Annotated in this window: 20 protein-coding genes; 15 read left to right on the top strand and 5 right to left on the bottom strand. The window is 36.9% G+C overall.

Annotated features, from left to right (window positions below):
• Nucleotides 1-8 precede the first annotated feature (8 nt).
• On the top strand, nucleotides 9-1364 hold the full coding sequence (gene gdhA, locus EO244_RS15420) for an NADP-specific glutamate dehydrogenase (protein ID WP_206734585.1): 1356 nt from the start codon (nucleotides 9-11) through the stop codon (nucleotides 1362-1364).
• Between the two features lie 54 nt (nucleotides 1365-1418).
• Here gdhA and EO244_RS15425 read toward each other — a convergent pair whose 3' ends face one another.
• Both EO244_RS15425 and EO244_RS15430 read right to left on the bottom strand, forming a co-directional pair.
• A complete protein-coding gene (locus EO244_RS15425) occupies nucleotides 1419-2054 on the bottom strand; it encodes a DUF6515 family protein (RefSeq protein WP_129255586.1) in 636 nt (211 codons plus the stop codon).
• A 165-nt stretch (nucleotides 2055-2219) separates the two neighbouring features.
• A complete protein-coding gene (locus EO244_RS15430; RefSeq protein ID WP_129255587.1) occupies nucleotides 2220-3557 on the bottom strand; it encodes an NAD(P)/FAD-dependent oxidoreductase in 1338 nt (445 codons plus the stop codon).
• A 338-nt stretch (nucleotides 3558-3895) separates the two neighbouring features.
• Between EO244_RS15430 and EO244_RS15435 the strand changes: the two genes are divergently transcribed.
• Both EO244_RS15435 and EO244_RS15440 read left to right on the top strand, forming a co-directional pair.
• Nucleotides 3896-4255 (top strand): hypothetical protein, encoded by a 360-nt coding sequence (locus EO244_RS15435; RefSeq protein ID WP_129255588.1) that lies wholly within the window; start codon nucleotides 3896-3898, stop codon nucleotides 4253-4255.
• A gap of 88 nt (nucleotides 4256-4343) precedes the next feature.
• The gene (locus tag EO244_RS15440) at nucleotides 4344-4697 is read left to right on the top strand and encodes a hypothetical protein (protein WP_129255589.1); all 354 of its coding nucleotides are present in this window, start codon (nucleotides 4344-4346) and stop codon (nucleotides 4695-4697) included.
• A 102-nt stretch (nucleotides 4698-4799) separates the two neighbouring features.
• Here EO244_RS15440 and EO244_RS15445 read toward each other — a convergent pair whose 3' ends face one another.
• The gene (locus tag EO244_RS15445; protein ID WP_129255590.1) at nucleotides 4800-7421 is read right to left on the bottom strand and encodes a valine--tRNA ligase; all 2622 of its coding nucleotides are present in this window, start codon (nucleotides 7419-7421) and stop codon (nucleotides 4800-4802) included.
• Between the two features lie 709 nt (nucleotides 7422-8130).
• Between EO244_RS15445 and mdh the strand changes: the two genes are divergently transcribed.
• From mdh to EO244_RS15500, 11 genes are all read left to right on the top strand, one after another.
• Nucleotides 8131-9066: a malate dehydrogenase gene (gene mdh / locus EO244_RS15450; protein WP_129255591.1), complete on the top strand. Its 936-nt coding sequence runs from the start codon at nucleotides 8131-8133 to the stop codon at nucleotides 9064-9066.
• Nucleotides 9067-9249: 183 nt separating this feature from the next.
• Nucleotides 9250-11970, top strand: coding sequence for a TonB-dependent receptor (locus tag EO244_RS15455; RefSeq protein WP_129255592.1), 2721 nt, complete (start codon nucleotides 9250-9252; stop codon nucleotides 11968-11970).
• Between the two features lie 176 nt (nucleotides 11971-12146).
• A complete protein-coding gene (locus EO244_RS15460) occupies nucleotides 12147-12587 on the top strand; it encodes a retropepsin-like aspartic protease (protein ID WP_129255593.1) in 441 nt (146 codons plus the stop codon).
• A 134-nt stretch (nucleotides 12588-12721) separates the two neighbouring features.
• Nucleotides 12722-15688, top strand: coding sequence for a protein translocase subunit SecDF (gene secDF, locus EO244_RS15465; RefSeq protein WP_129255594.1), 2967 nt, complete (start codon nucleotides 12722-12724; stop codon nucleotides 15686-15688).
• 172 nt (nucleotides 15689-15860) lie between these two features.
• The gene (locus EO244_RS15470) at nucleotides 15861-16079 is read left to right on the top strand and encodes a Sec-independent protein translocase subunit TatA/TatB (RefSeq protein WP_206734586.1); all 219 of its coding nucleotides are present in this window, start codon (nucleotides 15861-15863) and stop codon (nucleotides 16077-16079) included.
• A 120-nt stretch (nucleotides 16080-16199) separates the two neighbouring features.
• The gene (locus EO244_RS15475; RefSeq protein WP_129255596.1) at nucleotides 16200-17126 is read left to right on the top strand and encodes a calcium/sodium antiporter; all 927 of its coding nucleotides are present in this window, start codon (nucleotides 16200-16202) and stop codon (nucleotides 17124-17126) included.
• Nucleotides 17127-17168: 42 nt separating this feature from the next.
• Nucleotides 17169-17828: an ABC transporter ATP-binding protein gene (locus EO244_RS15480; protein ID WP_129255597.1), complete on the top strand. Its 660-nt coding sequence runs from the start codon at nucleotides 17169-17171 to the stop codon at nucleotides 17826-17828.
• Nucleotides 17829-17935: 107 nt separating this feature from the next.
• On the top strand, nucleotides 17936-18703 hold the full coding sequence (locus EO244_RS15485; protein ID WP_129255598.1) for a TIGR02757 family protein: 768 nt from the start codon (nucleotides 17936-17938) through the stop codon (nucleotides 18701-18703).
• A 37-nt stretch (nucleotides 18704-18740) separates the two neighbouring features.
• Nucleotides 18741-19460, top strand: coding sequence for a tRNA1(Val) (adenine(37)-N6)-methyltransferase (locus tag EO244_RS15490; RefSeq protein WP_129255599.1), 720 nt, complete (start codon nucleotides 18741-18743; stop codon nucleotides 19458-19460).
• Nucleotides 19461-19824: 364 nt separating this feature from the next.
• Nucleotides 19825-20019, top strand: coding sequence for a hypothetical protein (locus EO244_RS15495; RefSeq protein WP_129255600.1), 195 nt, complete (start codon nucleotides 19825-19827; stop codon nucleotides 20017-20019).
• Between the two features lie 17 nt (nucleotides 20020-20036).
• Entirely contained in the window at nucleotides 20037-20240 is a 204-nt protein-coding gene (locus EO244_RS15500; RefSeq protein WP_129255601.1) for a hypothetical protein, read from the top strand.
• 141 nt (nucleotides 20241-20381) lie between these two features.
• Here the strand turns inward: EO244_RS15500 and EO244_RS15505 are convergent, their stop codons facing one another.
• Nucleotides 20382-21137, bottom strand: a complete 756-nt coding sequence (locus EO244_RS15505; protein WP_129255602.1) for a hypothetical protein — start codon at nucleotides 21135-21137, stop codon at nucleotides 20382-20384.
• A gap of 49 nt (nucleotides 21138-21186) precedes the next feature.
• A complete protein-coding gene (locus tag EO244_RS15510; RefSeq protein ID WP_129255603.1) occupies nucleotides 21187-22521 on the bottom strand; it encodes a saccharopine dehydrogenase family protein in 1335 nt (444 codons plus the stop codon).
• A 427-nt stretch (nucleotides 22522-22948) separates the two neighbouring features.
• On the opposite strand from EO244_RS15510, the gene mutS reads away from it, so the two are divergent.
• Nucleotides 22949-25564: a DNA mismatch repair protein MutS gene (gene mutS / locus EO244_RS15515; protein WP_241687995.1), complete on the top strand. Its 2616-nt coding sequence runs from the start codon at nucleotides 22949-22951 to the stop codon at nucleotides 25562-25564.
• Nucleotides 25565-25628 lie beyond the last annotated feature (64 nt).

The raw sequence follows: 25628 nt of genomic DNA on the forward strand, positions 1-25628 counted from the left end.
CTTAAGCTATGACCCGTATTGACAATTCTAGTTTCGGAAAAGAATTCATGAACAACTTAATTAATCGCAATCCTGGTGAGGTCGAATTTCATCAGGCTGTACATGAAGTCACTGAATCACTACTCGATTTTATCGAAGACAACCCCAAGTATAAGAATGCTAAAATCCTGGAACGTATGTCAGAAGCCGAACGTATTATCATTTTCAGAGTGCCATGGGTAGACGACAAAGGAAATATTCAAATTAATAAAGGCTACCGGGTTGAGATGAACTCTGCCATTGGTCCTTATAAAGGCGGGCTTCGATTTCACCCTACTGTGAATTTGGGCATATTGAAATTCTTAGCTTTCGAACAGGTATTCAAAAATAGTTTGACCACATTACCGATGGGAGGTGGTAAAGGAGGATCTGATTTTGACCCCAAACAAAAAACTGACGGGGAAGTGATGAGATTTTGCCAAAGTTTTATGACCGAACTCTCCAAACACATTGGACCAAACACAGACGTTCCCGCCGGAGATATAGGTGTTGGCGGGCGTGAAATTGGGTTCCTGTTTGGACAATACAAAAGGTTGAGAAATGAATTTACCGGGGTGTTAACCGGAAAGGGACGGGAATGGGGAGGTAGTTTAATTCGTCCTGAAGCAACCGGATATGGCAATGTATATTTTGCTGAAGAGATGCTAAAAACCCAAAATGACAACTTCAAAGACAAAATCGTAACCGTTTCAGGATCGGGAAATGTCGCTCAGTTCACTGTCGAAAAGATTATTGAACTTGGAGGAAAAGTCGTTACACTTTCTGATTCTTCCGGTTTTATTTACGATCCTGATGGGATTGATGCCAAAAAACTAGAGTATGTTATGCGCCTTAAGAATATAAAGAGAGGTCGAATTGAAGAATACGCTAAGAAATTCGGTGTAGAATACCACCCCAACGAAAGACCATGGAAAATAAAATGTGATGTGGCTCTGCCCTCTGCAACTCAAAATGAAATTAATAAAGAAGAAGCTGAATTATTAATTAAGAATGGTTGCATTTGCATTTCAGAAGGTGCCAACATGCCTTCAACACCTGAAGCGATTGAGGTTTACCTAAAAAATAAAATTCTATATGGTCCTGGAAAAGCCGCGAATGCTGGAGGAGTTTCAGTTTCAGGATTGGAAATGTCACAAAACTCTCTCCGATTAAGCTGGACTCGGGAAGAAGTTGACAACCATCTGAAACGAATCATGCAGGATATTCATACCACTTGTGTGAAGTATGGCAAAACCAAAGATGGCTTTGTCAACTATATGGATGGAGCCAATATTGGAGGCTTTGTAAAAGTTGCTGAGGCCATGCTGGCTCAAGGCTTGGTATAAAAAAAGGAGGCGCTAACAGCGCCTCCTTTTTTACACAGATAATCTAATCATTAATTATAAGTCAATTGATCCGGCGATACGAAATCCCCTTCCATCTTTCACAAAACTCAAATCTCCAAGTCTAAAGTAAACTCCTCCTCTATATGAAACACGTTCGCAACCATCAGGAATATGCTCAAAACATGTTGATTGTGGTGCCTCAACTCTCACATAACCAATCTCTGGATAATACTGATAATAACGACCTCTTGCATAATAAAAGTCACCATCACAATGATTAATAATTGTCGGTCTTACTGAAAATCTAACAACAACATCACCATATCTTGGATGTGCATAACATCTGTGTCCATGACGCTTATAATAACGACGAACCTCATGCTTATGGCCTCTATCGTCATAGTAAACTACTCTTCCACCTTTGTGGTAATGATCCCCTTCATAATGTCTGGTTCTGACTTTAGAATATTGATCATGATGGTGTCTATTTTCCTTATGACTTTTAGTATGATAATTTCTTTTATCCTCATGCTTATACCCTTTAGTTCTCTTGGTATATTTACTGTTTTCCTGTCTATTTCTCTCATCCTGATGAGATCTGCTTTGAGCAAAAGTAGGTAATCCTGAAAATATAATTGCTGTTACCAATACTGTACCGGCAACCAACTTCTTCACTATCGATCTTTTCATGGCAATTGTATTTAAATTTTCAAATAATTGTTATCCTATGGTAGGGATAAATCTTAAACTGATGTATCACTCTTTTTATTGCTCTACACAGCAAAGCTTGTGCCACAAAAATAGGAAAGCATCAAACACAAGTGCATTTGATGCTCATAAGGATATGAAATACAATTAGTTTAAACTTATTTTATTTGTTTTTTGATGTTCCTCTGAAGCTCGGTCGGTAAAACTTCTTTTCTTAGGTCGAATTAAAACTCGCAAGGATTGATCTGAAGTAAAGTAGTTCCAAACCCAATTGATTAATATGAAAAATCGGTTTTTAACCCCGACTATAGCCATCAGATGAACAAATAACCAAAGCACCCAGGCCATAAAACCTTGCATCTTTACGCCAGGTAAATCAGCCACAGCCAAATTTTTACCAATCGTTGCCAGAGATCCTTTATCCTTGTAATGGAAAGCCTTCAGTTTTTTATTTTGAAGAAGATTTTTAAGATTCCTGGCCAAATTACCTGCTTGCTGCAAACCAACTTGTGCAACCTGAGGGTGCCCATTCTGAAATTCTCCTTCTTTTTGAATAGATAAATCTCCTATGGCATATATATGATTCAAACCTGAAACCTGATTATACAAGTCAACACGCAATCGCCCCCCTTTTGTAGCTGCTATTTCAGAAATACCTTTAATCGATCGGGCTGTTACACCTGCAGCCCAAACCAATGTGTACGAATGAAACGTTTCTCCGCTATCCAATTTAATTGTTAGTCCATCGTAATCAGCAACCCGAGCTTCAGTCTTAACAATTACACCCAATTTCTTTAAATAGGTTTCTGCTTTTTTTGAGGCAACATCCGACATACCATTCAGTAAACGAGCTGAAGCTTCAAACAAATAAACATTCATTAAACTAAAATCGAGTTCAGGATAATCTTTAGGCAGAATATCTGATTTCATCTCAGCCAATGCTCCAGCCAACTCAACCCCGGTTGGGCCACCCCCGACCAAAACGATATTCATATAATTAGCCGCCTTCTTAGGATCTGATTCGTTGAGCGCTTTTTCGTAATTTCGAAGAATTGAATTTCGAAGAAAAATGGCTTCAGAGACTGATTTCATTGGGATAGCAAATTGTTCTATATTCTTATTCCCGAAATAATTGGTATCAACTCCGGTAGCCAAAACCAAATGATCGTATTTTAGTTTTCCCAGACTGGTATAAATCTCCTGAACGTTGGGGTTAACCTCCAAAAGTTCTGCCATTCGAAAATGAACATTTTTACGTTTCTGAAAAATTTTACGCAAAGGGAATGCAATAGAACTTGGCTCTAAACCCGATGTAGCCACTTGGTAGAATAAAGGCTGAAACTGGTGGTAATTATTCTTATCAATTAAAACCACCTGATAGGCCGTATTGGCTAACTGACGAGCAAGCTTTAAACCTGCAAATCCACCCCCAATAATCACGACACGTTTCTTTCCGTTTTCAGGTATATGCTTAATATTTTCCATCTTATAATTATTAGAAAAAACTGATACAAATCTTTTATCAGAATAGAAGATTCTTTTATCCGATACAAAATAAAGAATAAATTCCCTAATAAACTAATCGATCTAAAAAAATCAAACTGAATAAAAAATAAGCCTCAATGCTCTTATTTATTTTTTGACAGATACCAGGTAAATGACATAACTTTTATTCCTAAGAAAAGCCTATAAGAACCCAACCTACAAGCATCAATCCTACCTAATTTTAAGAGATATAAGACTTAGGAAACTTATTAATCACCCTTTATACAAACATTTATTACTATCTTCATCAGAAAAGTAATTCTGATAAAATAAGAATCATGAAAAAACTAATTGGTGTTTTAGTCATATTGATCGGACTTTCGGCATGCAACAGTAGTTCGGCTTTAAAATGTCAATCAAAAAATCCTCTTGAAGATTTACCCTGGTTGAAGGAATTAAAAGAATCATTAAACAAAAGTGATGTGGAAAAATCAATTTTTCAGGCTTCGTACAAAAAGGAAACCGTTTTTTATGTAATGGTTACAGATCCAAGAGTAAGGTTAGCATTTGGAGTGACACTTTTGGATTGCGAAGGAAGAGTTGTCAGAGAATTTAAATCAGGAGAATCTGATGATTTCGAAAAACTGGTTGTTGATCGAATAGTTTTATATAAATACATCCCCAACAAAGCCAATTGATATTATAACTATGAAAAAATTAATACAAAGCTAACGCAACCCATCAACAAGAATCTCATCATAATAAAAATATCTAAATCCTAAAATGATGAGAAAACTAATTTTTATCCTATTCATATTAATAGGATTATCTTGCTGTAATAACAAGGATGAAACTCTTCTAACATGTGAATTTTCAGATCCCTTAGAAGATCTTACTTGGTTAAAGGAATACAAGGAATCATTAAAAGATTGCAATATTCAAATATCAATCTTTCAAGCAACTTATAAAAACCAAACAGTTTTCTATTCTGCCATTACAGATCCTCTTGTAAATAGCATATTTAAAGTACTTATATGGGATTGCGAAGGTAAAGTCATAAAAGTATTCGACAATGATGAAAGAGAGAATTTTAGTAATTCAGTTACAAAAAGAGTCGTACTTTATCGTTGCAAACGATAACTCAGAAGGATTGCAAAATTTCTTGATAAACTTTGAAAAGGAGAATAATAAATGCCGTTTCAAATAAATGAAACGGCATTTATATATTATAATTAATACTAATTATTTCATACTGGCAATACGATCTTCTAAAACTTTAATTTTAGCTTCAGCATCAGCCATTTTCTTTTTCTCTATTTCAATCACATTCGCAGGCGCATTATTTACAAAACGCTCGTTGCTCATTTTCTTTTGAACAGACATTAAGAATCCTTGCGTATATTTCAATTCTTCTTCCATCTTCTTAAGTTCTTCTTCAACATTAACAAGATCGCCAAGCGGAATAAAATACTCAATCGCATTCACAATAAACGACATGGCACCCGTCATTTCACCATTCGCAAGCGTAATCTCATTCAGATTACACATTTTAGCCACCACACAATCGAAAGAAGCATCGTAGTTATCTTCTTTTGATTTGTAGTTCATCTCTAAAACTTCCTTGAAAGCAATGTTTTTCTGCTTACGAATATTACGAACAGCCACAATCACTTCCTTTACTTGCTCAAATTTTGCTAACAAGTTGGCATCGTATGAGTCGGGCTTAGGCATAACTGAAACCATAATACTATCTTCTTCAGAACGATCGGCTAATAATTGCCAAATTTCCTCTGTTAAGAAAGGCATAAATGGGTGTAACAACTGCATCAACTTCTCAAATAGAACAACGGTTGAATCAAAAGTTTTCTTATCAATTGGCTGCTGATAAGCTGGTTTCACCATTTCTAAATACCATGATGAGAACTCATCGCGGAATAAGGTATATACAGTCATCAGAGCTTCGCTGATACGATATTGCTTGAACTGCTCATCCAATTGCCCCATGGTGTTGTTCAAACGAGCATGGAAAACTTCAGTTGCTATTCTTGCGTATTCCGGTTGTTCAATATCGGCAACTTCCCACCCCTTAACCAAACGGAAGGCATTCCAAATTTTAGTTGTAAAGTTACGTCCCTGCTCTGGCAAGTTTTCATTGAAAAGCAAGTCCCCGCCGGCAGGCGAACACAATAACATACCCACACGAACACCATCAGCTCCATACTTATCAATCAAGTCCAGAGGGTCTGGTGAGTTACCCAACGATTTAGACATCTTGCGTCCAATTTCGTCACGAACAATACCGGTTAAATATACATTACTAAATGGCTTCTCGCCTCTATATTCATACCCGGCAATAACCATACGAGCAATCCAGAAGAAAAGAATATCCGGACCAGAAACCAAATCATTAGTTGGGTAATAATATTTGATCTCTTCGTTTTCAGGATTACGAATACCATCGAATACCGAAATAGGCCACAACCAAGAAGAGAACCATGTATCCAACACATCCTCGTCCTGACGTAAATCTTCAGCCTGATATGTTTTTCCTGTTTTAGCCGTAGCTTCAACAAGCGCTTCTTCAATATTTTTAGCCACTACATAACCACCTTCAGGCAAATAATAAACCGGAATACGTTGTCCCCACCATAACTGACGGGAGATACACCAGTCCTTTACATTTTCCATCCAGTGACGGTAAGTGTTTTTGAACTTAGCAGGGTGCAATTGAATATCATCGTTCATAACATGTTCCAAAGCCGGCTCTGCCAATTCCTTCATATTAAGGAACCACTGCATACTCAACTTAGGCTCGATAACGGCATCAGTACGCTCAGAGAAACCTACTTTATTCACATAGTCTTCAATCTTAACCAAGTTACCTGCTTTCTCCAAATCAGGCAAAATCAGGTCACGAACTTCGAAACGATCTTTCCCAACGTAAAGCTGTGCAGCCTCGCTCATGGTTCCATTATCGTTGAAAATATCGATGGTCTCCAAATTATGACGATCTCCAATTTCGTAATCATGAATATCATGAGCCGGTGTAATTTTCAATGCTCCAGTACCGAATTCCATATCCACATATTCATCCTCGATAATAGGAATTGAACGATTCACCAATGGAACAATACAACGCTTGCCTCTTAATTGCGCAAAACGTTCATCGTTAGGATTGATACAAACTGCCGTATCACCCAAAATAGTTTCAGGACGTGTAGTTGCAATAGTAATATACTCATCGCATCCTTCAACCTGATATCTTAAATAATATAATTTCGATTGTAATTCTTTATGGATTACCTCTTCGTCAGAAACAGCCGTTTGCGCCGATGGATCCCAGTTCACCATACGAACACCACGGTAAATCTTATCTTTCTTATACAAATCGATAAACACATCGATTACTGAATCGTAAAGAGATTCATCCATTGTAAATGCTGTACGCTCCCAATCACATGAGGCACCTAATTTCTTAAGTTGTTCCAGGATGATCCCGCCATGTTTCTCTTTCCATTCCCAGGCATGTTTCATAAACTCATCACGAGTAATATCCTCCTTGGAAATACCTTCTTGTCTAAGTTTGTTTACAACCTTAGCTTCGGTAGCAATTGAGGCATGGTCAGTACCAGGTACCCAACAGACATTCTTTCCCTGCAATCTAGCTCTACGGACCAATACATCCTGAATGGTATTATTCAGCATATGCCCCATGTGTAAAACTCCAGTGACGTTTGGTGGCGGTATTACAATTGTATACGCCTCTCTCTCGTCTGGTACAGAGTGGAAGAATCCTTTATCCATCCAATACTTATACCACTTGTCCTCCGATTCTGCAGGATTGTACTTTGTTGGGATTTCCATTATTTATTGATTTACTGAGTTATCAATTCCTAAACAGCTATATTCTAATCAACTGTCTTTCAATTGAAGCAACTCATATTTAGATAATAATTGTTTGCAAAAAATTTGGCACGAAATTAAGAAATTCTGAGCTAAAAACCCTTGTTAAGTCGTAGATTTTAAATAAAGTCGATACAAAATACATTCTGAGCTTTTATTTGGACTTTTAAAACAAAAAGATGAACTCAAATTCTAGAACTAAAAACCCAAATATATTGTAGTCATAATAAGTAAAAAGATAACTTAAGCCTTCTGATAAAAATAAAATATATAAAAATTACCTTAATTAAAAATGACATTATTCATAAAATTCACCTTACTGTGATATTAAATTTCAAACTATATAAATAACAGATTTTGTAATAATTAGATAAAATTTCAAGCGCAAACGTTTTCGTAAATCAGATAAAAACATCTTTAAATACATAAAACACAAACTATTTTCATATATTTAAATATTAGTGTTGAAGAGCAGGTAAATATGGTATTAAATTTATGCCAATCTGAATATATTTGTCTTCGAATAAAGAAATATTTCTTCAATAAAGAACATCAAATTTTTAGTTATAATATATTATGTCGTTTTAGAATAAAAACCATTGGATCTTTTAAGCTTAAATTCTGAAAAGCGAAGTGGTAAATTTTTAGCGACATGTTTAAAATTACGAATATGAAAATAACTGTTGTAGGCGCAGGTAATGTTGGCGCAACTTGTGCAAATTGCATCGCTCAAAAAGAATTGGCAAACGAAGTTATCTTGGTTGATATCAAAGAAGGTTTATCTGAAGGTAAAGCCCTTGATATGTGGCAAACCGCTCCAATCAATTATTACAACACACATGTTAAAGGTGTGACCAATGATTACGCTGCTACAGCTGGTTCAGAGGTTGTTGTAATCACTTCGGGACTTCCTCGTAAACCGGGCATGAGTCGTGATGACTTAATTTCAATCAACGCAGGCATCGTAAAATCAGTAACAGAGAACGTTGTAAAGCATTCTCCTGATGCAATCATCATTATCGTATCAAATCCACTTGACGTGATGACTTATGCAGCATTCCTGACTGCTAAAAAAGCATCGAATAAAGTATTCGGTATGGCTGGTGTTCTTGATACTGCTCGATACCGTGCATTCCTTGCTGAGGAATTAAATGTTTCTCCTAAGGATATTCAGGCTCTATTGATGGGTGGTCATGGTGATACTATGGTTCCACTTCCACGTTACACTACTGTTGCGGGTATTCCTGTAACTGAGTTAATCGAAGCTGACAAATTGGAAGCAATCATCGAGAGAACTAAAAAAGGTGGTGGTGAACTGGTGAACCTTATGGGAACTTCAGCTTGGTATGCTCCGGGAGCTGCCGCTGCTCAAATGGTTGAAGCTATCGTTCGCGACCAAAAAAGAATCTTCCCTGTTTGTGCGCTTCTTAACGGTGAGTATGGCATGAAAGATATCTATTTAGGTGTACCTGTTAAATTGGGTAAAAACGGTATCGAAGAAGTTATCGAAGTTAAATTGAATAAAGAAGAAATGGAACTTCTTGAAGGTTCAGCTGCTGCGGTAAAATCAGTAATGAAAGTTTTAGATGAAATGAATATCATGTAATATTTACATTCATCACTAAATAATCTAAAGGCTTGGCATTCGTGTCAAGCTTTTTTTATACCTCCCTTTCTGGCATCTAATCCCAATAATAACATTTCCTTCATAATTTAACATCAATTAACCTCAACATTCTATTTCTTCACTTACAAGCTTTCTATATTCGCAGTACATTTTACCATTCATATGCCACGCTATCTATTTACGCTTCTGTTTTCTTTAATCTCTATCATCAGTTCTGCTCAGGAACACAGTCTGATAAAAGGACGTGTATTCGATTCAAGCAGTCAATACACAATGCCCGGAGCTAGTATCGTAATGATTAATCAAAAAGATTCTCTTGATTACAAAGGAACCATCACTGATGACAAAGGCGATTTCTATATAAAAGTTAAACCTGGAGATTATCAACTTTCAATTTCGTTTATTGGTTATAAACCAATACAGAAAACAATACATATCGACAAAAAAACAAAAGATGTTGGCCAATTCAATTTGATTGAGAATGAAGAAATGCTGGGAGAAATCAATATAATTGAGACCCTTCCGCCAACAAAACAAAAAGGTGATACGACACTATTCAATCCCAATGCCTTTAAAGTTAATCCGGATGCTAATGCAGAAGAGTTAATTACAAAGATGCCTGGTTTTTATATGCTGGATGGTAAACTAACAGCCCAGGGACAAACTGTCAGAGAAGTCTTGGTTGATGGGAAAAAATTCTTTGGGAAAGACGTTAATCAAGCTTTAGAAACACTTCCCAGCGATATTATTAAGCGCATCGAAGTTTATGAATACAAAAGCGATAAAGCTAAATTCTCTGGTTTCGAAGATAAAATAAAAAGCAAAACCATAAATATTGTTACCCGGAATAAAAGCCAAAACATGCGATTTGGCAGCCTTGCCGGTGGCATTGGAAAAAGCGAAAAATATGCAATCAAAGGCAAGATCAATCAATTTTCTGAAAACACCAGATTCACACTTGTGGGAAACTCAAAAAATGTAAATGCTCCCCTTCACCTTAGTCGCAATAGAACATCTCGCAGATCGATTGACGGGAATGAATTACGACAAAATAATCTGGGTTTGAATTTTAACGGAAAGGGTAAAAAAGAAAGCGAATTATCAGCCAACTACCGCTTCACTGCAAACAACACCGAGAACAATAATACAAGCTTAAGCACCTATACAGCTGCCCCCCTTGAAGGTCAGGAGTTATCAACAAAAACCATTTCGGGGAACGATCAGGCCAACCACAATCTCAATATTGATTGGGATATCAGAAGCAATCCCAAAAATCAAATTATGCTGAGTTCAAATTTATCAGCATCTGATTCAAAATCTAAAAGAACCTCATTTTCTGAAACTCACTTATTAGACGAATTTATCAATTCAAACAATAATAAAACAGCTTCAGATAATCTATCAACAAGCTTTAATCAGGTTATCATGTTCTCAAGAAGATTAAATAAAGAGGGACGAACACTATCTGTTCAGGCTTCATACAATAGAAACGAAAATAAAATTAATGCTGATCAAAAATCTGAGATTAAAAGTCAAACGAATCAAGGCAATCAGAATATCGATCAGGTGTCAAATCAAAAAACAAGTTCAGACGACTTTAGTTCCGGCATATCATTTAATGAAAAATTAGGTGATAAAAGTCGTTTAGCATTGGCCTACCGCTATTCGATAAATACCGAAAAATCGAAAAAAGAAAGCTACAACCCCGATACAACAACTAAAGCTTATTCGCAACTAGATACCTTAACATCAAATCAATTTGAAAATTCAACGACTAACAACACCTCCCAAATAGCTTACAATTATCGTAATGATAAAATCAGTTTCATGCTAGGTAGTGATTTTGAATACACAAAGCTTAAAAACGATGAAATATTTCCCAATAAACGAAATATGGAAAAGAACTACTTTACCATTTTACCCTCAGCAAGTTTCTCGTACTATCTGAATGAAAATTCGATGTTAAATATCTATTACAGAATGGGAACATCGAACCCTGGTGTCAAACAATTACAGGAAATCGTTAATGTCTCAAATCCTCTGTTTATTTCAACAGGTAATTCGAAATTAAAGCAGACTCAGAATCATAATGTCATGTTGTATTATACCTCCTCCAATATAGAAACTGGTCATTTTACAACATTAAATTTGAGTGTTAATAAATCGAATAGATCCATAAGTCAGAGAACTATTGTCGCAAGCAACGACACTCTTATCAATGAAAAATACATTCTCCCTAAAGGCGGTCAGTTTTCACAACCTATAAACTTAAATGGACAATATAATATTAGCGGCAGAATCACTTATGGTATCCCTGTTACAAAATTACAGTCAAAATTAAACATCAACGTTTCGGCGAATTACATGCATAATCCAACTTTGGTGAATAACAAAAAATCCTTTTCAAATTCTTTAAACTTGAATCAGGGTTTAAAACTTGGCTCAAATATTAGTGAAAAACTTGATTTTACAATTTCAAGTCGAACCCGATATTCAGTTTCTAAAAACACCAATTTGAAATCATCAGGATCACAATATTTCTCTCAAACCAATAGTTTAGGTCTTTACTGGAATTTCTTAAAGAACTTTATTCTTAAAATCAACACCAACTTTGAGAATAAAAATAACATCAGCACCCATGATATTGAAAACAACTGGTTGATTGACGTCGGTATTTCAAGCAAAGTTTTCAAAAACAAAAGAGGTGAAATCTCCTTTGTCGCTTATGATATCTTAAATCAAACAAGTGAAAGAACTCATCGTGTCAGCGACTTGTTTACAACAGATAACTATTCGACAAAACTGAATAAATTCTACATGCTTAGCTTTACATACAAAATCAGAAATCGGGATAAAAATCCGGAAATCTCAGATATAGACTAAATCTGCTGAATAGTTATGAACGAATTAATCAAAATCCCTCCCTTAGCATCAATTATTATTCATACACGGATTAAAAGAAGAGCTTAGTTTTTTAAAAAAAGCAAAATACTCCTATTCTTATTTCTCATTCCTTATCTTTGATTTTCAAAATTTATAAAATCAACGATAGAACCCAAATGAATAATCAAACTATCAGCATTCCCATAGAAATCATAGAACTTGAAACCCAGAGTTTTCATCTGCTTATAAAATGCACCATAAATGACGAACAAGAAGGTGAAATGGTGATTGATACAGGTGCTTCGAAAACCGTCTTTGATAGAAATTTTGTTCAGGAATACCAACATCAGGATAAAAACAAAGAGGATCTTCAATCCTGTGGCTTAGGTGGTGACGATATAGAATCAGATTTAGTGGAGATCAAAAGTTTAAGCTTCGGCAACTTTAAATCTGAAATTTTAAATGTTGTTCTCATCGATTTAAATCAGATCAACAAAATGTATGAGAAGCATTGTCAGCGACAAATATGTGGCTTATTGGGTAGCGATTTCTTACTTCGTCACCAAGCCATTATCGATTATCAAAAAAGCGTGATCATTTTAAACAAAAACCAATAAAAATCATCTAAAGCAATGAGCCTGAGCACAAAAATATAGATCAAAAAAAATCAAAAAAAAATAATATATTTGTGCGTTAATTTAAGGTGAAAAATAAAAATATCACATAATAAGAATTTATTAAACCTAAACACATGCAAAATAAAGGAGCGATAAGACTTCTCGCTATTGTATTTGCCCTAGTGAGTTTGTATCAATTGACTTTTACCTATGTAACAAAGAAAGTTGAGAAAGATGCTCGACTGTACGGTGCAGGCGATATCAAGAAAGAGCAAACTTACCTGGATTCAATTCGAGGAGAAAAAGTATACAGTTTCTTAGGAATTAAGGGCTATACTTACAAAGAGTGTAAAGAGCTTGAAATGAACTTAGGGCTTGACCTTAAGGGGGGGATGAACGTAACAATGGAAGTTTCCGTTATTGACATCATCAAGGCAATGGCTAATAATAGCAAGGACGAAACTTTTGTTGCTGCTATTGAAAAAGCTAAGAAGATGCAAGCTAACTCTCAGGAAGACTTCGTGACTCTTTTCGGAAAAGCATTCAACGAGATCAACCCTAGCGCTCAGTTATCTTCACCAGATATTTTTGGTACTCTTGAGTTAAAAGATAAGATTCCTTTTGGAGCTAAGAACGACGAGGTTATAAAAGTACTTAAGACCGAAACGGAAGCTGCTATTGATAATACCTTCAATATTCTTCGTTCTCGTATCGACCGTTTTGGTGTAGCACAACCTAACATTCAGAAAGCTGACGTTTCAGGTCGTATCATCATCGAACTTCCGGGTATTAAAGATGCCGCTCGTGTTCGTAAACTTCTTCAAGGTACTGCAAGTCTTGAATTCTGGGAGACTTTCACTTACAGCGAAGTTGGCGGAGCTTTAAATGCCGTTAACACAAAGTTAGCTGAAATTAACGCTGCCAGCGAAGTGAGTGAAGCAAAACCAGAGGTTAAAAAAGAAGCTAAAGCTGACGAAGATGTTGCTCTTTTAGATAAAATTGAAGGTGAGTCACAGGATTCATTAAGCAATGCCAAAGAATTGGCTAAGCGATACCCTCTATTCTCAGTTCTTACTCCTAACCAGGGTAGAAGCGGATCTTCTTTAGCAGTTGTAGGTTACTCTCACATTAAAGATACAGCACGCGTTAATGCTATATTTGCAATGCCAGCTGTCAAATCTTTACTTCCTCGTAACTTAAAGTTATACTGGGATGTTAAACCAATGGATAAAGGTGGTAACTTTTTTGAGCTTTACGCAATAAAAGTAACATCTCGTGATGGTAAAGCACCACTTGATGGCGATGTGGTAACATCTGCACGTGAAGAAATTGATCAAAGAACAGCCAGTGCTGAAGTCTCAATGAGTATGAACGGTGAAGGTGCTAAAGTTTGGGCACGTTTAACTAAAGATAACTTGCAAAGAGCAATTGCTATTGTTCTTGATGGCTATGTTTATTCGGCTCCTACAGTACAATCCGAAATTAAAGGTGGTTCTTCTTCAATTAGCGGTGGTTTTTCTATTGCTGAAGCAAAAGACCTTGCCAATATTCTTAAGTCAGGTAAGCTTCCTGCTCCGGCACACATTATTGCTGACGAAGTTGTTGGTCCATCACTAGGAAAAGAGTCAATTGAAAAAGGGATGTGGTCATTCATTATTGCCTTTGTATTGATTCTATTCTACATGTTCTTCTTCTATAGCAAAGGCGCTGGTCTTACAGCGAATGTTGCTTTGATTACCAACTTATTCTTCATCTTTGGAGTTTTAGCATCATTGGGTGCGGTATTAACCTTACCAGGTATCGCAGGTATTGTCCTGACGATTGGTATGTCGGTTGATGCGAACGTACTTATTTTCGAGCGTATTCAGGAAGAGATGAAAGCAGGAAAAGGTTTAAGCCTGGCAATCTCTGATGGTTACAAAAATGCTTACTCAGCGATTATCGATGGTAACTTGACAACTCTTTTAACAGGTATTATTCTTTACATTTTTGGTGAAGGTCCTATTAAAGGTTTCGCTACAACTCTTGTAATTGGTATTTTATCTTCATTATTTGCAGCGATTTTCATTACTCGTTTGTTCTTTGAAGGCAGCCTTAAGCGTAAGCGTAACATTACATTTACAACAAAACTTACAGATAATTGGTTGCGTAATACACATATTACTTTCATTCAAAAAAGAAAAGTATTCTATGTGATTTCAGGTATTTTTATCGTCATCAGTCTTGGTTCAATATTCACTCGTGGATTTAACCAAGGTATCGACTTTACCGGAGGTAGAACTTATGTTGTTGCTTTCGATCAGCCTGTATCTGTAGAAGATGTTGCTAAATCATTAGATGTTGTTTATGGACACGCTCCAGAAGTAAAAACATTTGGTGGTAATAATCAGGTTAAGATTTCTACTAAGTATAAGATTGACGAAGAAGGAACTGAGGTAGATGATGAAGTAGAAGCAAAACTATTCGAAGGTTTGAAGAAGTATCTTCCTGCCGGAACATCACAGGAATCATTCCTTGAGAATAACCGTAAGATGTCTCAGAAAGTTGGTCCAACAATTGCCGATGATATTCGTCAGTCTGCAATTTGGTCTATCTTATTTGCATTGATCGTGATCTTCCTTTATATCATGGTTCGTTTCTCTAACTGGCAATATGGTTTAGGTGCTGTTGCAGCGCTTGCTCACGATACAATTATTGTATTGGGTATCTTCTCTCTTGCTTATAGTATCTTACCATTCTCACTAGAAATAGATCAGGCCTTTATTGCAGCGATTCTAACGGTAGTAGGTTATTCGATTAATGATACCGTGGTTGTATTCGACCGTATTCGTGAATACCTGGGATTACATCCTAAGCGCGATCCGGAAGAGAATATCAACAATGCTTTGAATAGTACATTGCGTCGTACATTTAGTACGTCTCTTTCTACTTTGGTTGTATTGTTAGCCATCTTCTTTTTCGGTGGAACATCAATTCAAGGTTTCACATTTGCATTAATCATTGGGGTAGTTGTAGGTACATACTCATCTCTATTTATTGCAACACCTATTGCTTACGATACGAAACTACGTATTCAAAAAGTAATTGCTAAAAAGAAATAATACATATCATTCAAGATATATTTCATGCCCCAAGGATTTCCTTGGGGCATTTTTTATTGAAATAATATCTGTATTCAAGAATAAACTCATCATTCCCATTCTTAATTAATTAAAGCTTATACAAGAATCAATCTCTTTTGGTATCTTTGGGAAAATATTAAATTTAAACATCATGTTAGTATTTATAAGTGGTCCTGAGATCTTTGTCGTTATTCTCGTTATAGTTATGCTTTTTGGTGCTAAAAAAATTCCTGAATTGGCACAAGGACTAGGAAAAGGAATGAAGGAATTCAAAAAAGCGACAGAAGATATTAAAAAAGAAATCAAAGATGAATCAGATATCATTAACAATATTAAAGATTTCAAAGACGATATCTCTAAAAAATTATAAGAACTAAACTCAGTGATTATTTACGGTTGACGTACTAAAATAGGGCAGAGAACTTTATTCTACTGCCTGTTTTTTGTTTACATATCACAGCCTCCCATACCGACAACCTTTCATTTATACATGGATTATCTATATCTCATTATAGGCTTTGTTATTCTTTTATCAAGTGGCGATTTACTGGTAAAAGGTGGTGTCGCTTTATCATCTCATTTCAAAATATCCACACTTGTAGTAGGGGTTACAGTAATCTCCTTTGGGACTTCAGCACCTGAACTCTTTGTAAGTTTAGGCGCTGCACTTTCGGGCAGTCCTGATATTGCCATCGGCAATGTAGTAGGATCCAACATTTCTAACATAGCCCTGGTTTTAGGCTTTACAGCCATCTTACTACCTCTTCCTGTTAAAAGCAATTCTTTAAAATTCGATTGGCCGGTCATGATGGGAGCCTCACTCCTGTTCGTTGCTTTTGCTCAAAACAATCTGATCGAAACTTGGGAAGGCATTGTCTTTCTAATTTTGCTAGTTGCTTTCATGATTTTTACTGTAATGAAATCAAGAGGCAATGAAAGTGAAGAATTCAAAAAACCAAAACAATCCATTTTCATGGCTATTGTTTTAATTGTTCTCGCCTCAGTTGGCCTTTATTTTGGTGCCGATTTATTGGTTGGTGCCGCAAAAAATATTGCCAGAGGATATGGAGTCAGCGAGCGTGTCATAGCCCTAACTCTCGTTGCTTTCGGAACATCAGTACCGGAACTGGCGACCTCTGTTATTGCGGCTCTTAAAAAAGAAATGGATATCTCAGTAGGAAACATTATCGGCTCAAATATCTTTAATATTTTAGGCGTATTAGGTCTCTCCTCAGTCGTTAAAAACATATTTGTTAGTAATGATGTCTTGAATTTTGACCTGATTTGGATGCTGGCTATTTCTTTTCTCTTATTTTTGTTAGTATTACCAATAAAAAAAGCAAAGCTTCATCGTTGGAAAGGCTTTGTTTTAGTTCTTGTTTACACAATCTACATCTTCTTTATCTTTGCCCAATAAAATCTGAGCACATAAATAAGAAGACCAAAATAGACTGCAATTATGATTGAAGCAAAACAACTGAAAAAAAGTTTTGGACAAGTTCATGTCTTAAAAGGTTTGGACTTTAATGTTCAAAAAGGAGAAATTGTAATTGTAGTAGGTGCAAGTGGAGCTGGCAAAACAACCCTTCTTCAAATTCTGGGAACCTTAGATAAACCCGACTCGGGTCAATTGTATTTTGATGGTGTTGATATTTCAAGCCTGAATGAAAAAGACCTTTCGGCTTTCCGAAATAAGAATATTGGATTTGTTTTCCAATTTCATCATCTTTTACCCGAATTTACAGCTCTGGAGAATGTCTGTATTCCGGCCTATATTGCAAAAAAATCAAGAATCGAAGCAACAACTAAAGCTACCGAACTTTTAAACATGCTGGGTTTAAATCATCGCCTGGATCATAAACCATCGGAGCTATCAGGTGGGGAAAAACAGAGGGTTGCCATTGCCCGCGCTTTAATCAACGAACCTATGGTCGTTTTTGCCGATGAGCCTTCAGGTAATCTTGATTCTGTGAACCGACAAGAACTTCACGAAATTATTGTAGAACTTAGAAACAAACTCAACCAAACCTTTGTGATTGTAACACACGATTTGGAAATGGAACACATGGCTGATCGCAAAATTGTAATGACCGATGGGATGATTGATATTAGTGCCTAAAGTTCAAAGTGCCTTGAGTACTTATAAGTTAAGAACACAACTCATTACTCTAAGTACACAGAAATACTTCAAGAACTTCTAAACTCTAAATACTCACCCCATACACAATGAACCTTTCAAGCTCTGAACTCAAGGCTTTTCTCGATGAAAAATACGATCTTTATAATAGAGAAACGTTTATCGATACCGATCCCATTCAAATTCCTAAAGGTTTTACAAAAAAAGAAGATATCGAAATAGCTGGGTTTCTTTCTGCAACCATTGCCTGGGGACAAAGGCCTACCATCATAAAAAACGCAAAAAAACTCATGCAATGGATGGACGAAGCCCCTCATGATTTTATAATGAATGCTGAAAATTCTGATCTGGATGTTTTTGCAGAATTTAAACACCGCACCTTCAATGGTGAGGATGCTATTTTCTTTATAAAATCTCTTCAGAATATATACAAAAACCATGGTGGATTAGAAAACATTTTCTCTACAGCAAATGGTGGTGATGCAAAAGATGCCTTGGCTCATTTTCGAAAAATATTTTTCTCCATTGATCATCCCTTGCGCACAGAAAAACATATTTCCAACGTCTTAAAAAAATCATCAGCCAAACGCCTGAATATGTTTCTAAGATGGATGGTTCGTGATGATAAACGCAGTGTAGATTTTGGCATTTGGAAAAAGATATCGCCAGCTGATCTCTATTTGCCCTTGGATGTACATACTGGTCGTGTTGGTCGCAAACTTGGTTTATTAAAACGTAAACAAGACGATTGGCCGGCAGTAGACGAAATCACAAATTCTTTACGACAACTCGATCCTAAAGATCCTGTCAAATACGACTTTGCTCTCTTTGGTTTGGGCATTTTTGAAAAGTTTTAAAATCAATAAATAATAAAATAGCAGAAGTACACAAAACATGGCTAATTCCTATTTCCAATTCAAACAATTCAAAATCAATCAGGATGGATCTGCAATGAAAGTGGGAACTGATGGGGTTTTATTAGGCGCATGGGCAGATGTCAATGGCGCTACATCATTTTTGGATATTGGAACCGGAACAGGTTTAATTGCCATCATGTTGGCTCAGCGAACTGAAAATAATTCTCAGATTGATGCCGTAGAAATTGACTCCTCATCTTATCAACAAGCTGTTAATAACTTTAAGGATTGTCCCTGGCCGAGTCAAATTGAGGTCCACCATGCCTCTTTTCAGGATTTCGTCAGCAAAACAACCCGTAAATACGATGTAATTGTCAGCAATCCGCCCTATTTTATCAATTCACTGAAGGCAAAAGGAGAATCCCGCACTCAGGCACGACATACCGACGGTTTACCTTTCGACGAATTAATTGAAGGAGCAAAAACTTTATTAAAGCCGGAAGGCAGGTTTTCAGTCATTTTACCCGTGACAGAAGGGGATTACTTTATTCGCCTGGCACGAATTGCAGGTTTTAGCTTGAGTAAACGAATAGAAGTTCTTCCCAATCCCGGTAAGCCAGCCAAACGACTCCTGATCGAATTAACTCTGGTAGATTCAAAAACCGAGGCAGGCTCAATATGTGTTGAAAATGGGCATCGACATGTTTACAGCCCGGAGTATATTGAACTGTGTAAGGATTTCTATTTAAAATTTTAATTAAACACTCCATACCACCCTCATTTCTAAAAATAAATATAGGCATAAACAGTCAAGTTTAATTTTACAAAAACAACCTACCAAACACACCCACCAACTACACAATATAATTATAAAAAACATAATATTGTGTCACCCCTTTTTACTTTTCAGTTGTCTTATGTATAAAAGCCTGTGTTAATATTAAATTAATTTATTCATACTCAACTAGACTTCATACTGTTAATAGTCACAAACACCAAGATTGAGTGAACTCAAATAACTGGCAATTATAAGAGAATGGACCAATGCCTAATCTAAATTATTATGAAAAAAAAGCTTATTTATTGTTACATTTTATTCTTATACAAATGAAATTAGTGCAATGGCGAGTGCGGATACAAGCGGAGCTGTTCAAGCTGCAATTTCTGGTCGGGTAGTCGGAGCTTCGGGAGGTGGTGTTGGTGCTATACCTGGTGCTATCGCTGGTGGTGTATCAAACTCTATTGCTCAATCTGCTTGGGCACTGATTTATGGCATAATTGAAATTAAATATAATTTTAAAAGTATCAAGACTTAAATATTAAACTAACTAAAATGATGAAATCTACAAAAAACTGGTTAAAGTCAGGTCTTTTCTTTGGGCTATTAATATATATCATGGGGATAACAAATTTCCCATTTTTTAATGGACCAGAAATAACGTATCAGAGAATTTTAATTGGCATTCCAATCTGTCTCATTACCGGACTTGCATGGGGCTATATCATGAAGATTTGGATAAGTAAAAAAGAAAGATAAAGTAAATTCACTTACACCACATCAATCGTCGGGTAAGTGAATTTTCCTAATGCAACAAATCCCATTGGGTTCTATGGTGAACCCAATGGGATTTTTAGATTCTCTTTCACTCAGTTTTTAAGCAAAAAAACATCACATCAACTAATCACCAGTAGCTAAACTAAAGTTTGTCCATTGCTCAATCAACTCCTGTCGATTGGGATCATCCCCAGCCTTGAGTCGATTTAGTCGTTGATTAATCACTTCCTTGCTCGAAAGTGAAGAACGATAAGCCTCAGTTGGAATCAGGGTACTAAAGATACTGATGCCCACTTTTTCAGTCCCATCTAAAGTGAAATTATCTCCCATCAATTTTCTTAAAGCAAGCCTGATATGACACGAAAATAAAATCTGATTATTAGAATTCAAAAACACCTGACAATCCTCATCCTGTTCAAGCGTGCTCACGCTCACATTCTCTTTCAAACGAACGTCCTCATACTCGTACTTCTGAAATCGATCGAAATATTCTTCTTGTAATTCATGCGAATTGAATCGGCTAATATAGTTTTTGAAATCTGTCCTGGAGTAAGGTTTCTCGACAGGCAAAGGAAAATTCACGCCAAAAACCTGCTTATTTTTTCCTTGAGGGTCCAACCAGATACTCAATCCCAAATTATAGATTTTATTCAAAGTCAAGGGTGAATTTGTCGCCACTACAATATCAAGATATTCTTTATCATTAGACAACTTCAGAGTCAGTTCATCTTCAGGAAAAAAAACATTAGCCTCTAGCCCCTCCAAAGAATTTTGAATAGAGGAAGTTTCATCCCAACTTGATTGAAGTGCAGGCAAACTGCTGCATGAAGATGCTATGATTAAAAGCCCAAGAAGGGAAAACAGGATAGATTTTCTCATAGAATTAAATCGCTGATTGATCTACAAACTTAAGAAAATGAACTTAAGTTTACCTACAATCTTCTTCTGTCTCTGTAAAATAAACACCCAATTCTTTCAACTCCCTTAAAACAGGTTCATAAATCTGAGGTGAAACAGGAATCTGTACACCCGTCAAATCTATCTTAGAATGTAGAATCAACTTAGCAGCAATTGCCAAAGGCAAACCCACCGTATAGGCCATAGCTGTGTGATCCTGATCCTTTCCCTCATAACTCATCGACGAAGTAATTTTCTTTTGCTGACCATTCAACTGGTAAACAAACTGATGCTGCATGACCAAAAGATCTTTGTCATCGGGATCAAGCGTCCACTTTTCCTCCAGAATTTTCTGAAGAATCAAAGCGGGTGTTCCTTCTTTCATCCCTACTTTTTTATCAGAAAATAAATCCAGCCATCGGAATTTCTCCATAATTGGATCCGTAAAAGAAACACCTATACAATCTGCAAACCGTTCTTCAACCGATCGTTCGTCATGAGGTAAAAAACTTTCAATATATTCCTCATAGGTCAGATTTTCAGAATCACGCATCACATAGGATTCATCGGTACAACCCAAACTTACAAAAGCATTCCAAGCCTTACAAAAACCCGGACGACGCATAGTCCCCCGCAAAATACTGGGAATCTCTTCGATGTGATACAGACTTCGATACGAAAGTGAATCTCTATTGGGATAGACCTCAAAATCGCCGTAACCAGGCATAATCGTTTTAAGAGGATGAGCAAAAACTTGCTGATATGGCAGGTATTTATATTGCCCTTTTTCCTTATAAGTTGCTACTCCTTTGCCGGCAGTAACCACATTACGCGGATTCCAGGTGAATTTATACTGCCAGATATTCGTTGAACATGAAGGAGCTAAAATACCTCCGCAATAAGATTTGAAACTCAATAACTCACCGCCTTTAGCTTTAATCTTATCAATAATTTTCATTGCAGACATATGATCAATACCCGGATCAACGCCCAGTTCGTTCAACAGAAGAACGCCACGTTCTTTTGCCTTTTTATCCAAAACCTGCATTTCCGGTGAAACATATGACGGGCTCAAAAATGGCTTACTCTGTTTCACACATTCACGCGCCAACATCGGATGCATAGGGGGCGGTAGCATAGAAATAACCAAATCGGCCTTGCCCACTTCCCGGGCTCGCTCTTCCTGATCAGAAACATCAAACTTAAAAGCAAAGCCATTGGCATTTCGCTTGATCTTACTTTGAGCAAGCTCCAACGACCTATCCGCTAAACGAACTTGCCATTGATTTTCACTTGCATGTTCCAAAAGGTAGTCTATCAGACTCGTAGACGATAGACCTGCTCCAACAATTAAAATAGTAGTCATAATATAAGGAAATTCAAATTGGGTTTGGGTTTAGATTTTGATCATTAAATATTGCAAGAAAAGAGCAATATAAAAAGACTATGAGGTATTATTTTGCTGAAAAAACTAAGATTCTGTTAATTTTGAATTATATCATAAATTCTAAATCCACTTAATCACATAAAATCTATCTCAATAGACAGATTATTAAAAAACAGCAAAGCCCTTTTAATAAGTCTCTGTCAAAGCTTATATTTGTTCTAAAATTATTTTACCTTCCCTAATTGATTTTTTAGGTTGATAAAATAAGCCGGATAAACCCGCGTTAAACACTGATTTTAATGCAGGTAAAACATAACGGCAAACATACAATTAATTAGATGCGTATCATTCGCCCCTTGTTTTATGATTGATTTCTTAAAACAAAATGGCAACAAAATAGAATCCCTTGACAAAGCAAAGAAAAGCAGTTGAAACCCCTTTGATGAAACAATACTATCAAATGAAAGACAAGCATCCTGATGCTATCTTATTGTTTCGTGTGGGAGATTTTTATGAAACCTTCTCGGATGATGCCATTCGCACATCTGAAATTTTAGGCATTACCCTAACCAAGAGAGCAAATGGTTCGGCCTCCTATGTTGAACTGGCCGGATTTCCTCATCATGCCATCGACACCTATCTGCCTAAATTGGTAAGAGCAGGTATGCGTGTGGCTATTTGTGAGCAACTGGAAGATCCTAAAAAGACCAAAACCCTTGTTAAAAGAGGCATTGTAGAATTGGTTACTCCCGGAGTATCCTACAACGACAATGTCCTTGAACACAAGGAAAATAACTTTCTAGCCTGTGTACATCTTGAAAAAAAATCGGCTGGAATTGCCTTTCTCGATGTCTCGACAGGCGAATTTCTAACGGCTGAGGGGAGCTTTGAATATATCGACAAACTGATGGGTAACTTTCAACCTAAAGAAGTGCTCTATCAGAAAGGAAAAGAAAAACAATTTCATGAACTATTTGGAGGCAAATTCTACACCTTCACCATGGACGATTGGGTATTTACCGAAACAGCTGCACAAGACCGCTTGCTCAGACATTTCGAAACCAATTCGCTCAAAGGATTTGGTGTACACAACCTTCGGGATGGAATTATTGCCTCGGGCGCTATTCTTCAATATTTGGATTTCACCAAACATTCGCAAGCAGGACATGTAACCCAAATTGCACGAATCGAAGAAGATCGCTATGTGTGGTTAGATAAATTTACGCTTCGCAACCTGGAACTCTTTGGTGCCTTAAACGAGGGGGCTAAAACCCTGTCTCAGGTAATGGACAAAACCCTGTCACCAATGGGATCGCGATTGCTTAAACGATGGATATCGCTACCGCTTAAAGATCCGGCACGCATCAATAACCGTTTGGATGTCGTGAAATATTTTCATGCCAATGAAGAAAAAGCCTGGGAAATTGAAGATGAGATTAAACAGATTGGTGATCTGGAACGAATCATATCCAAAGTTGCAGTGGGGCGAATATCGCCACGTGAGGTGGTGCAATTAAAAAATGCACTCGTCGCCATTGAACCCATTCAAGTCAGCTGCCTGCAATCAGGAAATGAAAATCTGGTGAAAATTGGCGAACAATTGAACCCCTGTCAGAGCATTCGTGAAAAAATTGAGAATGAAATTAAAGCAGATCCTCCGGCTATGGTTAGCAAAGGAGGTGTTATTGCTGATGGGGTATCGACAAGCCTTGATGATTTGAGAAAAATTGCCTTTTCAGGAAAAGATTACTTATTGCAAATGCAGGTTCGCGAAAGCGAGCGCACTGGTATTCCATCCTTAAAAATCGGCTTCAACAATGTATTTGGCTACTATATAGAAGTCCGAAACACACATAAGGATAAAGTTCCTGATGAGTGGATCCGCAAACAAACGCTGGTGAGTGCTGAGCGTTATATCACTCAGGAGCTCAAAGACTATGAAGACAAAATCTTAGGCGCTGAAGAAAAAATTCTGGCCCTGGAAACCCGACTATACAACGATCTGGTAATCAGTATTACCGATTACATCAGCTCTATTCAACTGAATGCTGCAATGATTGCCCGACTGGACTGTCTGCTTTCTTTTGCGAAGTTGGCTAAAGAGAATCAATACAACTGCCCTGAAATTAATGACAGCCAAATCATCGATATCAAACAGGGACGTCATCCTGTGATTGAGAAACAGCTGCCTATTGGGGAATCATATATTGCCAACGATGTGTATCTGGATAACGACAAACAGCAGGTGATTATCATTACGGGCCCCAATATGGCAGGTAAGTCAGCCCTACTGCGCCAAACAGCTCTTATTGTACTGATGGCCCAAATTGGTAGTTTTGTTCCCGCTGAAGAGGCTAAAATAGGTTATGTCGATAAAATTTTCACTCGTGTAGGTGCTTCCGATAATATTTCTTTGGGCGAATCAACTTTCATGGTAGAGATGAACGAAGCAGCCAGTATTCTAAACAATCTGTCTTCCCGCTCACTGATTCTTTTAGATGAGTTAGGACGGGGAACCAGTACCTATGATGGAATTTCCATTGCCTGGTCGATTGTAGAATACATTCACGAACATCCCAAATTCAAGGGTAAAACCTTGTTTGCAACCCATTATCACGAACTAAACGAGATGGAGCACAGCTTCAACCGAGTGAAAAATTTCAATGTATCGGTTAAAGAGGTCAACAATAAGGTTATTTTTCTACGCAAATTGGTGCCTGGCGGATCCAACCACAGTTTTGGTATTCATGTTGCCCGTATGGCGGGTATGCCCAAATCGGTGGTAAAACGAGCCGATGATATCCTCATTCAGCTCGAAGGCAATAAAAATGGTGAAGCTTTAGCCAAGCCCGTTGGTGATATTGCACAACATCGAGAAGGTTTTCAGATGAGCTTTTTTCAGATGGATGATCCCGTTCTGCAACAAATTCGTGATGAAATTCGAGGAATGGATCTTAATAATTTGACTCCGATTGAAGCTCTAAACAAACTTAACGAGATAAAAAAGATATCCGGATTGTAATCCGACGAGCATTTGGCAGGACTGAGAAATCATTTTTCAAAAAAAAACTATTTTTTTTCAGTCC

Origin of the sequence: Ancylomarina salipaludis, from assembly GCF_004122035.1 — a bacterium.
Taxonomy (GTDB): Bacteria; Bacteroidota; Bacteroidia; order Bacteroidales; family Marinifilaceae; genus Ancylomarina; species Ancylomarina salipaludis.

Bases quoted from the DNA above. Each gene is read 5' to 3' on its own strand.
- EO244_RS15445 (WP_129255590.1), bottom strand. From the start codon at position 7,421: ATGGAAATCCCAACAAAGTACAATCCTGCAGAATCGGAGGACAAGTGG.
- EO244_RS15485 (WP_129255598.1), top strand. From the start codon at position 17,936: ATGAACCTTTCAAGCTCTGAACTCAAGGCTTTTCTCGATGAAAAATAC.
- EO244_RS15480 (WP_129255597.1), top strand. From the start codon at position 17,169: ATGATTGAAGCAAAACAACTGAAAAAAAGTTTTGGACAAGTTCATGTC.
- EO244_RS15510 (WP_129255603.1), bottom strand. From the start codon at position 22,521: ATGACTACTATTTTAATTGTTGGAGCAGGTCTATCGTCTACGAGTCTG.
- mdh (WP_129255591.1), top strand. From the start codon at position 8,131: ATGAAAATAACTGTTGTAGGCGCAGGTAATGTTGGCGCAACTTGTGCA.
- secDF (WP_129255594.1), top strand. From the start codon at position 12,722: ATGCAAAATAAAGGAGCGATAAGACTTCTCGCTATTGTATTTGCCCTA.
- EO244_RS15430 (WP_129255587.1), bottom strand. From the start codon at position 3,557: ATGGAAAATATTAAGCATATACCTGAAAACGGAAAGAAACGTGTCGTG.
- gdhA (WP_206734585.1), top strand. From the start codon at position 9: ATGACCCGTATTGACAATTCTAGTTTCGGAAAAGAATTCATGAACAAC.
- EO244_RS15495 (WP_129255600.1), top strand. From the start codon at position 19,825: ATGGCGAGTGCGGATACAAGCGGAGCTGTTCAAGCTGCAATTTCTGGT.
- EO244_RS15490 (WP_129255599.1), top strand. From the start codon at position 18,741: ATGGCTAATTCCTATTTCCAATTCAAACAATTCAAAATCAATCAGGAT.
- EO244_RS15500 (WP_129255601.1), top strand. From the start codon at position 20,037: ATGATGAAATCTACAAAAAACTGGTTAAAGTCAGGTCTTTTCTTTGGG.
- EO244_RS15505 (WP_129255602.1), bottom strand. From the start codon at position 21,137: ATGAGAAAATCTATCCTGTTTTCCCTTCTTGGGCTTTTAATCATAGCA.
- EO244_RS15475 (WP_129255596.1), top strand. From the start codon at position 16,200: ATGGATTATCTATATCTCATTATAGGCTTTGTTATTCTTTTATCAAGT.
- EO244_RS15470 (WP_206734586.1), top strand. From the start codon at position 15,861: ATGTTAGTATTTATAAGTGGTCCTGAGATCTTTGTCGTTATTCTCGTT.
- EO244_RS15425 (WP_129255586.1), bottom strand. From the start codon at position 2,054: ATGAAAAGATCGATAGTGAAGAAGTTGGTTGCCGGTACAGTATTGGTA.
- EO244_RS15455 (WP_129255592.1), top strand. From the start codon at position 9,250: ATGCCACGCTATCTATTTACGCTTCTGTTTTCTTTAATCTCTATCATC.
- EO244_RS15460 (WP_129255593.1), top strand. From the start codon at position 12,147: ATGAATAATCAAACTATCAGCATTCCCATAGAAATCATAGAACTTGAA.
- EO244_RS15435 (WP_129255588.1), top strand. From the start codon at position 3,896: ATGAAAAAACTAATTGGTGTTTTAGTCATATTGATCGGACTTTCGGCA.
- EO244_RS15440 (WP_129255589.1), top strand. From the start codon at position 4,344: ATGAGAAAACTAATTTTTATCCTATTCATATTAATAGGATTATCTTGC.